We start from the raw sequence: 15,284 nt of genomic DNA, 5'->3' as shown, positions 1-15,284 counted from the left end.
CCGGAATCGGGATTCCCAGCGGGACAGATTTCTGATTCAAACTCCATGCTGGAGAACGGGGGCCAGCATGGATGACGCGACCCTATTCGGAAGACCTTCGCGAACGCGCTCTGGCGCGGGCTGACGCCGGCGAGACCGTCCGTTCGATTGCGGAAGCGCTTCAGATCAGTCCTTCCTGTGTGACGAAGTGGAAGAATCTGCGGCGGGAGACCGGAGGCGTTTCGCCCGGCAAGATCGGTGGTCACAAGAAGCCGGTTTTGTCCGGCGCTAATGCCGACTGGCTGCGCAAGCGCATTCGCTCGGGGCCATTCACCTTGCGGAAGCTGACACAGGAGCTGGCGGTGCGCGGGATCAAGACAGACGTCCGGGCGGTGTGGACGTTTGTGCACGCCGAAGGGCTGAGCTTCAAAAAAAACGATGCTGCCAGCCGAACAAGATCGTCCCGACGTCGCCCGTAAACGGACGCGCTGGAAGGCCCATCAGGGCAGGATCGACGCTTCGCGCCTGGTCTTTATCGACGAGACGTGGATCAAGACCAACATGGCACCGTTGCGCGGCTGGGGGCCGAGTGGGCAGCGTCTCCAGGCATCTGGCCCTTCGGACACTGGAAGACCATGACCTTCATCGCGGCATTGCGCCACGATCAGATCTGCGCGCCCTGGGTGATCGATGGCCCGATCAATGGTGAGCTCTTCACCCTCTATGTCGAACAGGTGTTGGCGCCCACTCTGACAAAGGGTGAGGTCGTGATCCTCGATAACCTCGGCAGTCACAAGGGAAAGCAGGCGCGCAACGCCGTCCGCGCCAAGGGAGCCCATCTGCTCTTTCTGCCGCCCTACAGTCCCGACCTCAATCCGATCGAGCAGGTCTTCGCCAAACTCAAACACCTGATCCGAGCCGCAGAGCCACGCGACGTCGAGGCAACCTGGCGAAAGGTCGGCGAACTCCTCGATCTCTTCTCCAACGAGGAGTGCGCCAATTATCTCAAAAATTCAGGATATGTTTCCGTATAAACGCAGCATGCTCTAAGGCGGCACTGGCTGACGTGAGCTACGACTTGACCCAGCTCGGCTGGAACGCCTTCCAAGACCTTGCCTGCGCCGTCACAGCCGAAGTCTTAAAGCGGCCTGTCCAGATGTTTCTCGGATCGAACGATGGCGGCCGCGACGGCGCTTTCCTGGGAACGTGGAACGGCGATAGCGGTGAAACCGCGAAATCGACCATCCAGTGCATTGGCAAGCCTGGGGCGAACCTCACTCTTGCGGCGCTTCAAGATGAACTGCCGAAGGCCGCCACGCTCGCTAAGCAGGGCCTCGCCGAAGACTATGTGATTATGACCAATGGTGGCGTTTCCGGCGAGGCCGACGCGCAGATCTGCAAGGCCTTTGAAGCGGCTGGCGTAAAGACTTGCCGAGTTCTCGGTGGTTCGTGGATCGAACAGCAACTCGCCGAAAATGCTAAGCTGCGAATGCTGATCCCGAGGGGTGTATGGGATTGGTGACTTGTCGCACATCATTACGGGCCACGGCTACAAGCAAGCGAAAGCAATCCTGGACTCGATGGGTTCGGCTAAGTTGTTGGCCGTCTGGCTCTCAACTGGCTAATGAAAAAGACCCTTCCTAAGAGTCTCAGCACTATCCTCTCCGGCGGCAATTTCGCGCGCTGGCGGGCGCGTCACAACACAACAGATCCCCATACCAGAACGACGCACGAGGCGATCATGACGATCACATCGAACAGAAAATCGAAGGCAACGGGGCGCCTAAGTATATCGGGCGATGCCGTTTTGTGCCTCACCACTCATCCTTTCTCTCCGCGCCTTCACCTCTTCCTCCATTCGAGTGAGGGCTGATCCACATACACTCACTGCACCGTCACTTGCAGAACCCCCCTGCGCACTTCCATCACTGCAGTTCGCGCGTTCAACTTCTTAAGTAGAGAATCGAGCTGCAATGAATAAAGCGGTCGAGTTGCTCAACGTGCTTTTTGCAACGCTTGCCTGGCAGCCCGAAAGCCGAAGGAGCGGCAGAAGTCTGCAGTGCCGGCTGCAGCAGGTATATTGCTCCAGCATGATGCCGCGCCCCTCAACATCCGGACGCACCGCATACAATCCGATTTCGACCCATCGACTTCGCCAAACCTGATGAAGCGGCGTAATACTACGCCCGCGTGCCCTGCTACGCCGCCGTCATCGTAGCAAATTAGGCGAAGCTCTGATCTCGCCCGGGGGCCAACTTCGATTGCCTTCAAAGGGCTTCGCATCGAATTCGCAACTCAGATAGTTCGACGTGATCGGCGACCTCTAACTCATTTTCTCAGCACGTCCTCCACGTTAGTTGAGGTCGCATGAATGGATCTCCTTCTTCTTGCTGCATTCCTTAGGTACGCATCAGGCGATCAAGGAGGAGCACGATTGTGTTCGCTCGATACAGTCGTAGGAAAATCGCCGTTACCGGCCTATTGCATAGAGGGCGCTCTGTGCCGCGCCTTCGAAGGGCAGTCCCTTCCCGATATGTTCAATTTTCTTTTTCGCCGCATCCAACAGTTACTGTCCCTGCATTTAGCGGTCGAAAAGCAAAGTGCTCTCCTACAGCACCACGTGCATGCACTCTGGGATGTGCGGCCTCGTCCAGCCCGGCTAAGTGCCCAGCCTTGGCGACGACTCGGCTCAACTAGGACGGCAGAAGACGACAGGCTTGCCCAGTCACGTCGCACTACGCACGCGCTATCGGAATGTATGGAAACACTATACGATGGTTTATTCGTTGGTTCTCGCGACAGTATTGTCGCGGCTGTTAGTTGCCACGGCAAGCGCTGATGCTGTACTACTTCTCTCGCAGAGGTTGGTTCTGCGAGGACGCCGCAACGTCGGCGCACTCGCCGCAGCAAACATTGGCTTGCACACCGAATTTACAGATAACGTCGTCAGCGAGCGGGATAGGACGATGTCGGTCGTTGCGGCCGCATATGCTCCGCCCGACCTTCGAAAGGGGCCTTGATGCGTGCGACCAGTTTGGTGACGCGGAATCGTCTTCCGAAGCAGGGCACAACGCCTAGTCGTATTTGCGCTGAGAGACCGTTCGCGGGGACGATCGAAAATGCCTTCAACGCGATGCCCTTCGAGTATGACACGATGATAAAGCTCGAGCGATTCCGCGCGCCCGCGGACGACATCACCCTGCCGTGCGACCTGCAGCGCCACGCTTTGTTTTCTCCGAAACCTGCCCGTTGCTCAAAGGCTGGGGTTTTCCTAACCGGCGCAGCGCGAACTGGTAAAATCGCCTCTTTGGATGAGATAAATCTACACTGCGGATAGATGACGATGCGCTTCCGGGGCTTGGACCTAAATCTGCTTGTCGCGCTCGATGCTCTGATGACCGAGCGCAATCTCACGGCGGCAGCACGCAGGATCAACTTAAGCCAGCCGGCCATGAGCGCGGCTGTTGCGCGCCTACGCTCGTATTTCAAAGATGACCTTTTTACAATGCGCGGCCGCGAACTTATTCCGACACCGCGCGCGGAAGCCCTCGCGGGTCCAACTCGCGAAGCTCTGGCTCACATCCAAGTCTCCATTACTTCCCGAGAAACCTTTAAGCCAAGTCAATCTGATCGACGCTTTAGGATCAGCCTTTCCGATTTCGCTACGATCGTTTTGATCCGGAATGTGGTGGAGCGTGTCGCGCGAGATGCTCCCGGGATCCGATTCGAGTTGACACCTCACGCGGACCCGTTCGATCACCCTCTCCAACGCGGCGAAATCGACTTTCTTATCGTGCCCGACTTATACATGTCGGACGTGCATCCAAAAGTGGCGCTCTTTGACGAGACACTCGTGTGCGTGGGCTGCCGCTCGAACAAGCAGCTATCGCGGCCGCTTACATTCGAGGGATACATGTCTATGGGACACGTTGCGGTCAGGTTGGGGCGTTCTCGCGTGCCCTCCGTAGACGAATGGTTTATGCAAGAACACGGCGTCAGGAGACGTGTGGAAGTCGTCGTGCAGAGCTTTAGCATGATCCCTCACATGCTAGTTGGCACCAACCGAATAGCGACCATGCCCTTAACGCTGGTGAAGCATTTCGCAAAGTCGATGCCTTTGCGGATCACGAGGCTTCCGTTACCACTTCCCGGTTTTACCGAGGCGGTTCAATGGCCATCAGTTCACAATACCGACCCAGCAAACATCTGGATGCGCCAGGTCTTGGTGGAGGAAGCCGCTCGCCTGGCTTCGCCGCGCGACGCCGCCTCCAACACTCCAGAGCAAGCCGAGATTCGCTCTTAGCGTACCGAGAAATGCAGCCTGTGAACGCTTCATATTGCCAAGCGGCCTCGCAGAGCATTTTATGTTCATGCACGGGTTGCGGGGTACGTTAGCCGTCGAGTCTATTCGACTGTTTTGATCATGTTGTCGCGCCACCGATTGACTACGAAGCCGGGAGGCCGCATTGTCCCGTTTAGCATCAAACCGAATGGGGCCAATCACGCTTTTTTCTTCCTGCGAATGTACTCATAGCGGGATTCCGTTAGCGCGCGAACAGCGATTCTCTCCCCGCAGAGATGGGGGGGTGAGATGGCGCGGTTTGACCTGAGCGATTGGTGAATGAGCTTTGATCAAGCGTTTGTTGCCGACAAGTCACGCGGTGTCGCGCAGGGGCATAAGAAGGGGGCGAAGATCGCGCCATCGGCCGTCCTCGTGGACTGAGCAGTAAGATCAACGCCGCTATCGATGAGAAAGGATTGCCGGTTCGGCTGGTGCTACCCCCCGGTCCGGCTCACGATCTGCGTGCTGCGCCGTTTTTGCTGGAAGGGCTCAAATGCCGCAATGTCGTGGCCGACCGTGGCTACGACGCCGACGCTGTCCTGAACATGATCCTGGCCAGCGCCGCTAAGGCTCATGTCCCTTCCACCAGTCAGCGCGTCGTCCAATGCTCCGTCAGCCGCCGTATCTACCGCCAGCGCAATCTAGTCGAGCGCTTCTTCTGCAAGCTCAAGCATTCCACACGCATCGCACCCTGCTTCGACAAGCTCGCACGCAACTTCCTCGCTGCGGTCTCACTCGCATCAACCCGCCCCTGGATCACGGTTTATGAGCCGACGCCCTAAGCTCTTATTTTTGTCAAGAAGTCGCTGACCTGCCCCTGCAATGAAGCGATATTGCTGCTCAAATGCGTCATCTTCCCAACAGCATGACCCGCCGATAAGCCAGAAGCGCGCGATGCATCATTTAGTTGGTCAATATCTCGGGATGTTTCGCGCATATCAGCACTGATGTTGGTGATACTTCTTGAGATGTCGTTCGTCACAACCGATTGCTCTTCTATCGCTGCCGATATGCTGCTCGAGATCTCCTGCACCTTATCGACTATGTCAGCGATGGCACCCATCGCCGCAGTCGCCAGTTCCGTCTTTTGTTGGATAGCGAGAATTTGAGTATCAACCTCGCTAGTCGCTTTTGCTGCCTGTGCAGCGAGATTCTTCACTTCCCCCGCCACCACTGCAAAGCCTCGACCCGCTTCGCCAGCTCGTGCTGCCTCGATGGTGGCGTTGAGCGCCAGCAAATTGGTCTGCGATGCTATGCCCTCGATCATTTGGACGACGCTGCTGATCTTCGTCACCGACTCAACCAACCCACTTAATGTTGTTTCAGCGTGCACAGTCTTGTCGCGCGCAGATTGCGAAATGTTCGCTGCCGTCGACACTTGTCGGCTGATTTCGGTAATCGAGGCTGAGAATTCCTGGGCAGCCGAAGACACGGCAGTGGAGTTTTCTTCGGTCTTTTTCACCATTTCTCTCATGGCTTTAGTGCGATGACAGACATCGTCCGTCGAAGCTGTAATTTCTGATGCAACCGCTTTCATGTCCTGCATTGAGCTCGCCACAACGTCGACGACCCGCGACACGTCGCTATCAAATCTCATTGCAAGACTTCGCCTTTCTTCGCGCATACGAACCAGATCGGCTATGTCCTGCCAAACACACACGACTATAGGACGGCCTTTGAATTTCGAAACGACAAGACTAATCCTGACCGGAATGGCGGTCTGATCTTTGCGCCGGAGCCACCATTCGATCGCGACGTGGCCTGACCTCATCACAACCTCATTGGTCTCTTCAAACATCTGCGCAACAGTCTTGCCGTTCGGTTGAGGATCCAGGGAAAGCGAAGCGATATCCAATCCTCTCAGTTCTTCTGCATTGGACAGCCCGAGAATGTGGGCTGCAGCGTCGTTGCCGAGCACACACCGGTCGGCATCATAAATTGTAATACCATCTTTGATCGACTCGAAAGCTTTGATCGCCATCGCTTCGTCCAAGGTCACTGCTGCCGCCTCCCGTCTCGTGGACATCACGAAGGAAAGGACCAACATCAAACCGCCGAGAAGGAGTCCGCCCCAGAAGTGAAGTGACAGCGCATCTGCATTAGCCGCAACTGTTGCCGCTGGGACCGACAATGCCAGAGCGAGATTTGATATCCGATTGTGCCACATAATTCCGACCGCCGCTTGAATCCAACATAAGTGGTCGTATCGAATTTCAATTAAGATTTTCTCTTGCGCACCGCCGATCCGGCGGCCTATTGCACACCTATACCAGCGTATAGTTGAGTATACCCGCGTATATCTGCACTTGCTCGAGGAAAGCTCGGCGCGCAGTTTGAAAGCTCGGCAACAACGTGCGGGCGCGATCAAGCGGAGCCGACCGATTATTATCCAGCCGCATCAGGAGACTTCATTCACACTCCAATGCCGTGCCTGTCAGCAGACCTACACGAGAATAACATTAGCTCTGGCGTCATATCGAAGATAATCGCTCGATGCAGAATGAATCGTTCGTCAGCCGGAAGGACGGGTACGCCGCGCTGCTCGGAACGCCGTCGTGAGGACCGCTGCGACGCTCAACGGCCTTTTCACCAGAACGCAATGCAGATCAGGCCGGACAAGCGACCGCGTAACGCCCGCACTCATCTAGACCAGCCAGCTGCCTGCCCTCACGACAAGCTACCAATTACATCAGGAACTGTTCCAACACACGACATCTCTCGAAGATCGAGACGCTTCGCTCATTAGCCCACTTATCCATTGTTCGATTTGGTCGCGCAGACTTCACCCGCCGCACCCCGAACACGTCGTCAAACGACGTGGACATGACAAATATTACTCGACCGTCTCCGCTGTATTGGCGCTCGCCGGCCAGGTCGTCTCCAAAGACCCGCGTGAGGTCTCACGGGATGATGTGGGTGAGAGGCGAGGCGCCAGCTTCTCGTCCTCGCTCAAGCGCAGGGGCGAGCGGTTACGCAAATCTCCCGGCTGCGACAATGCCGGAATGGTTTGCGTTAACCGCGATAAGCTGATGCATCCTCATTCCACTGCGATTTTGGCGACCTCAGCCAGAGGTCCTGGTTCTACTCGGATGTCACCTGAAAAAGGACGCTCTTGCAGACCAATGAGTCCCAGCGCCATCACGACCGCGATTGAGAACACGCTTAGCGCCGCAATTTGCGCACCAGCCTTACTCAAGTGTACCAACCCGATCGATATCTGTGTCACCACGCCAAGGATTAGGACGAGAACCCATTTGGCATCGATCGTGCGGTCGGAGGCCAACGCGAGCCGTTCGGAGCGCGCGCTGCCCGCTCCGACTGCGGCATTTAGCAAGGCCGTCTGCACTGCCCCGCCCGCTGTTTGAGCGATCCGTGGATCGCTCACTTCTCGCAGCAGGGCGTCATACGCGGACACAACCGAATGGGCCTCCTGGTCCCGCGCCATCGCCGGCCATTCGTCGTCCACGAGGGCGGCGACGTATTTCGCAAGCACTGAGCGGAGGCTGCCCATGTCCGAGACGGACGCGTTACTAACAGCGTAGACGTTACGTAGCTCCGCCGCTTCTGTTTGCACCGCGCAGACCGCTTGACGGTTGCGCTCGGTTATATCGTTGGCCAGAAATCCGGTCAGGAACGCGAACAACACTCCGACCGTGCCGAAAAACGGAGCGACGACGCCTTCTACGCGGCGCACCAGCACAATCGTTGCAGTGCTGAAACTCGCGATTACAATGAGAGCGCCAGTCGTTGCGTAAAGGGTAATGAGAACCGCGAACAATTCAAATATCGGAAAGTCCAGCCAAGCTTTGATCATCGGGTTAGCGGATCCTCTGTTGCAAGGCGGAGAATCTGATTAGAACTTATGAGCATTGGGGGCCCAATAATGTATTGCTCGTGAAAGCACAACCCTGGGGCCGCGACGAGATGGTTCACGACTGGGTTCGTCCGCTTAAGGATCATAATTCTCTCAGAATCTTTTCAAGGCTTTTGCACGCGCCAACTCTGGGCACGGCGGATTAGCTCGCTGCAGCACCTAGTCCGCATGATGCCGCCAGCCTACGTGAAGTCTTATGTTCCGCAAACGAGACGGATGCCGCGCCCAAGATACATCGCGATACGTGACACACACGGCGGAAGTGAGGAACGGTGTGCAGGCTGTCATCTCGGTTCTAGCAGATCTTGAGTTCGACCCCCGCGCTGAACTAATGCGCTTCATCCATGTCAGAAGTCCTAGAGACGGCTAAGGTTCTGCACCAAAGCGCCGCCTTGAAGAACGATTTTCCGCTTTCGCGCCGCATCACGACATTCGCTGCGGTCGTACAAACGGGTCGGCATCAGAGAGTACGCACCCAGTTCCGTGCATAAATTGGCGGAGTGCCATTTTTCGGTTCTGCGTTATTTCTTGCCGCCGACGGAAACTGATCGTGAGGTCGGGCCGGTATTGAAACGGAATCAGCGGGCCTTCGTCATGCTTTCTCGACACGGACCCATCGGCCTCACAGCGGAAAGGGCTATTCAATCCCGCACGTGCAAGGCATGCTGCCGTTGAGACGGGAAGCGTTGCCGGAGCAATCTTTGCGACCAAATATTGGCAGGATACAGGGCGCACCGGCCGGTGGCTCCCGGACGCAGCTTCCTCCATTATAGGATCGGGTGGCCGGGACCGGCTCCTATCCCGCAACTAAGCGAAATTGCCAAACTCTGCGCACGAGCGGAAATTGTCATGTGGCGCATGATGTGGCAGATTCATGTCCAAACCTCACCGGACGTTCGAATGTCGCAGGATCCCCTCAGCTCACCTCCGTTCGACATAGATGGGCATGACGATTCGGAGGTCCTATGGGAGGACGGCGATTGCGTCTTCCGCCGCGGGTGGCGTCGGGAGGGTGGCCGGCACGCAGTGCTGGCCGTACGGCCGGCCGCAGCCCATCCTGCGCGCGCCACGCTGGACCGTCTTGCCCATGAGTATGAATTGAGGAATGAGCTCGATGGGCGTTGGGCCGTGCGTCCCTTGGAGCTACTGCGCGAAGCTGGCCGAACCACCTTGGTTCTGGAGGATCCATTCGGCGAGCCACTGATTAAGTTGCTAGGCGCACCTTTGGAGCTGAACTGGTTTTTGCGTCTAGCCGTGGGTATCACTGCAAGTTTAGGCAAGCTCCATCGAGTTGGCCTAGTCCACAAGGACGTGAAGCCCGCTCATATTCTGGTGAATTGCCGCGACGGACAGGTGCGCTTTACCGGCTTTGGTCTTGCTTCGCGTTATCCGCGCGAGCGGCAGCCGAGTGAGCCGCCCGAGTTCATCACCGGCACATTGCCCTACATGGCGCCCGAACAGACCGGGCGGATGAATCGATCGATCGATTCTCGCAGTGATCTCTACTCACTCGGCGTCACTTTCTACGAAATGCTCACAGGCGCCCTGCCGTTCGCCGCGTCAGATCCTATGGAGTGGATCCACTGTCATATCGCGAGAAAGCCGCCAGCACCACTAGAGAAACTCCAAAGCATCCCGGAGCCGGTCTCCCAGATCGTCATGAAACTACTCGCCAAGACTGCCGAGGACCGTTACCAAACGACCGCTGGTGTTGAGCACGATCTGCGGCGCTGTCTCGTCGAATGGTCCAGCGACGGACGTATCAGGCCATTTCAGCTGGGCTTGCAGGACACCCCGGATCGTTTGCTGATCCCAGAGAAGCTTTACGGGAGAGCTTCCGAGAGCGCGGCTTTGCTTGCCTCTTTCGACCGCGTTGTGAAGAGCGGCGCGCCTAGATTAGTGCTTGTCGCCGGTTATTCCGGCATCGGAAAGTCGTCCGTTGTTCAGGAATTGCATAAAGCGCTGGTGCCGTCGCGCGGATTCTTCGCGTCTGGAAAGTTTGATCAATTCAAGCGTGACATCCCCTATTCGACGATAGTCCAGGCATTTCAGGGTGTCGTCCGCCCCCTTCTCGGCAAGAGTGACGCTGAGCTCGCGACGTGGCGCAACGCGCTCCTGGAGGCGCTCGGCCCAAACGGGCGGCTCATCGTCGACCTGATTCCCGATCTAAGGCTGATCATCGGGGAACAGCCCGCCGTTCCCGAGCTTCCGCCCCGACAAGCACAAACTCGTTTTCAACTGGTGTTCCGCCGATTTATCGGTGTCTTCGCCCATCGGCGCCATCCGTTGGTACTCTTCCTTGACGACTTGCAGTGGTTTGATGCCGCAACGCTTGACCTGTTGGAGCATGTTCTGATCGGGGCCGATCTGCATCTGCTGCTCGTCGGTGCCTACCGGAGCAACGAGGTTGATGCGGGCCATCCGCTGCAGCGCAAGCTCGATAGGATCAAGAGCTCCGGCGAGAACGTCGAGGAGATCACGCTGCCGCCACTCACCTCTGAGTATGTTGGGCAGTTGATCGCGGATGCGTTTCGCTGCGAGCCAAAGCTCGCAGAACCGCTCGCACAGTTGGTCCACCAGAAGACTGCTGGCAATCCATTTTTCGTCATTCAGTTCCTTTCTGCACTCGCCGAAGAGGAACTGTTGACGTTCGATCACAACGCGGCGCGCTGGACGTGGGATCTTGAGCGCATTCACGCCAAGGGCTACACCGATAATGTGGTGGACCTGATGGTGGGGAAGCTCACTCGGCTGCCGATCGAAACGCAGAATGCGCTGCGGCAGCTCGCCTGTTTCGGCAACATAGCCGAGGCCTCGGAGCTTTCGATTGTTCTCGGCATTTCTCAGGCACGGGTACAGGCGGCATTCTGGCCGGCGATCCGTCAGGATATGATCGAGCGGCATGGAAGTTCCTACAGCTTCGTCCACGATCGCGTCCAGGAGGCAGCCTACTCGTCGGTCCCAGAGGCGTCGCGCGCTCCCGCCCATCTTCGGATCGGCCGGATGCTCCTGGCCCATACGCCGCCAGAAAGCCTTCAAGAGGCTATCTTCAATATCGTCAATCATTTTGATCGAGGCCTGGCCTTAATAACCTCCGATGAGGAGCGAGAGAAGCTCGCCAAGTTCAACTTGATCGCCGGTCAGCGTGCCAAAGCGTCCGGAGCCTACGCATCAGCGCTCACATACTTGATCGCTGGCATCGCGCTGCTCGCGAAAGACTCCTGGCAGAGCCAGCACGAACTTGCCTTCGCACTGGAGTTGAATCGGGCCGAATGCGAATTCCTCATCGGTGAGCTAGATGTCGCGGAAGAACGGCTGTCGGCGCTTTCCATGCGCTCTATAAATGCGGTCGAGCAAGCGAATGTAGCATGTTTGAAGGTGGATCTGTACTTAACGCTTGGCCGCAACGAGCGCGCAGTGGCGATAGGTCTCGAGTATCTCCGTAGCGTCGGCATCGAGTGGTCGTCACGTCCAACGCAGGAGCAGGCGCAATCAGAATATCAGCGGATGCGGTCAAAGCTCGCTGATAGCGAGATTGAAAAGATCGCAGAGTTGCCTTCAATGACAGATGAGACATGCCTTGGCACTCTAGCTGTCTTGACGCGGATCCTGCCTCCCGCCGTATTTACAGACACCGATCTGTCGACATTGGTCATATGCCGAGCAGTGAATCTCAGCCTCGATAACGGCAATTCTGACGCTTCGTGCGCGCACTATGCTTGGCTCGGCAGAGTCTTAGGGGGGCGCTTCGGCGACTATCAAGGGGCTTATCGTTTTGGTCAGCTCGCCTGCGATCTGGTCGATCACCGCGGGTTGGCCCGCTTTCGCGCTCCAGTCTACTTGGCGTTCGGGTCTACCGTGATGCCATGGATCAAACATGTCCGGGCGGGTCGCCACTTGATCTCGCGAGCGTTCCAGGCAGCCATCGAAGTTGGCGATCTCATCTATGAGGCCTACAGCCTGGCTCACCTGACCGCAAACATGTTAAGCGCCGGCGATCCTCTCAAACACGTACAAAGCGAAATAGAGAAGAACCTCACTACCATTCGAAGGATGAAGTTTCGCTTCGCAGCTGACATTATAACTCTGCAGCTCGGACTCGTTCGGACCATGCGCGGCTTGACGCGCACATTCGGCTCTTTTGACGATCAGGAATTTGAGGAGCTGGCCTTCGAGCGCTCGTTCGAGCATAGCCCCGCGCAACCCGCCCTCGAGGCGATCTACTGGACCCGCAAGCTCCAGGCGCGTTTTCTCGCCGGTGACTATCTTGCTGCTATCAATGCCAGGCTGAAGGCAGAACCCCGACTATGGACCATACCGACAGAAGGCACGACGGCAGATTTTCATTTCTACGGCGCGCTGTCTCACTCTTGTCAATCCGGCAGCTCAGAGATGAGAGTAGAACAGCAGCACCGACACATCATACTCGCCCATTACGAACGGCTGCAGGCCTGGGCAGCAAATTGCCCCCAGAATTTTGAACACCGAGCTGCCCTGGTCGCAGCGGAAATGGCGAAGCTCGACAACCGTGACGCAGATGCAATGCGCCTCTACGAACACTCCATCCGAACCGCGGCAGCGAATGGGTTTCCCCACCATGAGGCAATCGCCTGCGAACTTGCGGGGCGATTCTACGCTGCGTGCGGGTTTGACAGGATCGCGCACACTTACCTGAGAGATGCCCGGCACGCCTACCTGCGTTGGGGAGCGGATGGTAAAGTGCGCCAGCTCGACGATTTGTATCCGTTCTTGAATGAGGAAGATGGAGCTCGAGCCCTGTCCGGCACGAGCATCGGGGCGCCGGTTGAGCATCTCGACCTGGCTACGGTAATCAAAGTGTCGCAGGCGATTTCTGGTGAGATCGTCTTGCAAAGATTGATCGATACGCTGATGCGAACCGCCATCGAGCAAGCCGGCGCCGAACGAGGCCTGCTGATTCTGCTGCGCGGGAATGAGCCGCGGATCGAGGCAGAGGCCACTGCGACAAGCCAAGTAGTCCTTGTGAAGACGCTCGAGCAACCCGTGACCGGGGCAGATCTCCCAGAGTCAGTGCTCCATTATGTAATGCGCACCGGCGAAAATGTCATTCTCGACGATGCCGCTGACCACTCTTCATTTGCCGATGACCCCTATATCCGCGAGCACGAGTCCCGTTCCGTTCTGTGCCTGCCCTTGCTCACTCAGGCCAAGCTCATCGGCATGCTCTACCTCGAGAACAACTTGGCCCCCAATATCTTCGCGCTGGCCCGGAGTTCGGTGCTAAAGCTGATCGCCTCGCAAGCAGCAATAGCGCTGGAAAACAGTCGTTTGTACCGTGAAGTTCAAGAACGTGAAGCGAAGATCCGGCGCCTGGTCGAAGCTAACATCATCGGGATCTTCATCTTCCGCGGGGAGGGCGACATCATCGAGGCAAATCATGCCTTCCTCAAGATGGTCGGATACGACCGAGAGGATCTAGTCGCCGGCCGGGTGCGCTGGACCGACTTAACGCCGACGGAATGGAATGAGCGTACCGCGCGCGCCCGGACAGAAATGCAGGCGACCGGAATTATCCAGGCCTTTGAGAAGGAGTACGTCCGCAAGGATGGCACCCGCGTGCCGGTGCTGATCGGGGCGGCTGCCTTCGACGAGCGACAGGACCAAGGGGTCACTTTCGTCATTGATTTGACCGAACGCAAGCGAGCGGAAGCCGGAGCCCGCGAAAGCGAGCGGCGCTATCGCGAGACCCTTATCGAACTTGCACACGCCAACCGCGTCGCCACAATGGGCCAATTGACGGCGTCGATTGCGCATGAGGTCAACCAGCCGATCGCCGCAATCGTCAGCAACGCGGGGGCTGGCCTAAACTGGCTCGACGTTCAGCCGCCGAATCTAGAGCGGGTCCGACAAACGTTCGGCTGGATTATGAAAGACGGTGTGCGGGCCGGAGAGGTCATCGGTCGGATTCGCGCGCTAATCAGGAAAGCGCCACCACAGAAGTCACCCTTGGCTATCAACGACGTAGTGCTTGAAGTCATAGCGCTCACTCGCTCGGAAGTGACCAACAATAGTGTCACGGTGGAAACACAGCTTGCAGGAGCCTTGCCGCTCATTCAAGCAGATCGGGTTCAACTCCAACAAGTGATCCTCAATTTGATCATCAATGCCGTCGAGGCGATGAGCGGAGCAAATGAGGGAGTGCGGAAACTGCTGATCAGTACTGCTAGATCTGGATCGAACAGTATACTGGTCAGCTTGCGAGACTCCGGCCCAGGATTGGATCGGAGCAGCATACAGCGCCTGTTCGAGGCCTTCTACACCACCAAAGCCCAGGGCATGGGCATGGGGCTTGCCATCTGCCGTTCAATCATCGAGGCCCATGGGGGACGGATGTGGGCGGACGCGAAAGAGCCTCGGGGCGCAGTTTTTCAGTTCACTCTGCCCGGAGAGCGAGACGATACCGACTCCGTTGGAAATGCGGACGACTTAACAGCGTCTTAAGAATTTTGTCGAGGTCGAACGGAGGCGTCTCAGCGATCGTCGTCCGTTAAAAGCCGGATCGAACTGGGCAAATAGACGGAACTTGTAGAGATCAGTGTCCCGCGCGATCTTGCTATGGCGATAGGACCGAACAGCTCAGTCATGGGTGTGCTGCATCTTATCATCTGTCTGCTGCGCATGCCGACATTAAGCAGAGCGGTTTCAATGCAGGTGTATCAAGCCACCCAATTCACGAGACACCGTCTAGGCGATCGCTACGGCCTAGTCGTTGGGACTGATAGCTTGCAGGCCGGCGAACCACAGACAGATAGACCGTCCGAACCGCGAAAAAGGTATTAATGTGACAGAGTAGTGAAGCTCAACATCGACCTATCGCGAGATGCGAATAGGCCGCGATCTGTCAACTACCAACGCTGACAATTGATCCACATGACAGAAGCATGTCACTGATCTCCCAGTGGACGTGGTTTTTCCAGCTGTCGACATGCGCCCGCGGCCGCAGTTCGAACTGGCCGATAGCCGTGAAAGATGGTATCGCTCCGGCGAGGACCGCCTTGCGCGGTATGATGAAGGATGAAGACATAGGCGTATGACTGACCATACGCCTAT

8 protein-coding genes and 1 pseudogene are annotated in these 15,284 nt (G+C 57.2%); 5 read left to right on the top strand and 4 right to left on the bottom strand.

Translation table 11 applies throughout. The annotated features are described in order from the left end of the window. The first annotated feature begins 71 nt into the window (after positions 1–71). Together AYJ54_RS48370 and AYJ54_RS40385 are read left to right on the top strand one after the other, a co-directional pair. Positions 72–1,013 (top strand): annotated as a pseudogene (locus tag AYJ54_RS48370) (IS630 family transposase). Between the two features lie 44 nt (positions 1,014–1,057). Continuing rightward, the gene (locus tag AYJ54_RS40385; protein ID WP_136624271.1) at positions 1,058–1,501 is read left to right on the top strand and encodes a hypothetical protein; all 444 of its coding nucleotides are present in this window, start codon (positions 1,058–1,060) and stop codon (positions 1,499–1,501) included. Positions 1,502–1,974: 473 nt separating this feature from the next. On the opposite strand, the gene AYJ54_RS54180 is transcribed toward AYJ54_RS40385, so the two are convergent. Next, entirely contained in the window at positions 1,975–2,262 is a 288-nt protein-coding gene (locus tag AYJ54_RS54180) for a hypothetical protein (protein ID WP_082906055.1), read from the bottom strand. Between the two features lie 1,060 nt (positions 2,263–3,322). On the opposite strand from AYJ54_RS54180, the gene AYJ54_RS40375 reads away from it, so the two are divergent. Then, entirely contained in the window at positions 3,323–4,282 is a 960-nt protein-coding gene (locus tag AYJ54_RS40375) for a LysR family transcriptional regulator (protein ID WP_063681364.1), read from the top strand. 398 nt (positions 4,283–4,680) lie between these two features. Continuing rightward, on the top strand, positions 4,681–5,103 hold the full coding sequence (locus AYJ54_RS48360; protein WP_082906054.1) for a transposase: 423 nt from the start codon (positions 4,681–4,683) through the stop codon (positions 5,101–5,103). On the opposite strand, the gene AYJ54_RS40365 is transcribed toward AYJ54_RS48360, so the two are convergent. Together AYJ54_RS40365 and AYJ54_RS40360 are read right to left on the bottom strand one after the other, a co-directional pair. Beyond that, the gene (locus AYJ54_RS40365) at positions 5,100–6,320 is read right to left on the bottom strand and encodes a methyl-accepting chemotaxis protein (RefSeq protein WP_161491321.1); all 1,221 of its coding nucleotides are present in this window, start codon (positions 6,318–6,320) and stop codon (positions 5,100–5,102) included. The genes AYJ54_RS48360 and AYJ54_RS40365 overlap by 4 nt on opposite strands. A 1,038-nt stretch (positions 6,321–7,358) precedes the next feature. Continuing rightward, positions 7,359–8,135, bottom strand: a complete 777-nt coding sequence (locus AYJ54_RS40360; RefSeq protein ID WP_063681340.1) for a bestrophin-like domain — start codon at positions 8,133–8,135, stop codon at positions 7,359–7,361. Positions 8,136–9,095: 960 nt separating this feature from the next. On the opposite strand from AYJ54_RS40360, the gene AYJ54_RS40355 reads away from it, so the two are divergent. Beyond that, positions 9,096–14,675 carry a trifunctional serine/threonine-protein kinase/ATP-binding protein/sensor histidine kinase gene (locus AYJ54_RS40355; RefSeq protein ID WP_063708071.1) on the top strand — a complete coding sequence of 1,860 codons (5,580 nt, stop codon included), beginning with the start codon at positions 9,096–9,098 and terminating at the stop codon, positions 14,673–14,675. Between the two features lie 400 nt (positions 14,676–15,075). Here the strand turns inward: AYJ54_RS40355 and AYJ54_RS51730 are convergent. Continuing rightward, a partial coding sequence (locus tag AYJ54_RS51730; RefSeq protein WP_210184085.1) for a hypothetical protein occupies positions 15,076–15,284 on the bottom strand: 209 nt, incomplete at its 5' end.

The sequence above is a fragment of the Bradyrhizobium centrolobii genome, from assembly GCF_001641635.1.
Classification (GTDB): Bacteria; Pseudomonadota; Alphaproteobacteria; order Rhizobiales; family Xanthobacteraceae; genus Bradyrhizobium; species Bradyrhizobium centrolobii.
The sequence above is the reverse complement of the archived record's forward strand: the minus strand, read 5'-3'. Positions and strand labels throughout refer to the sequence as shown.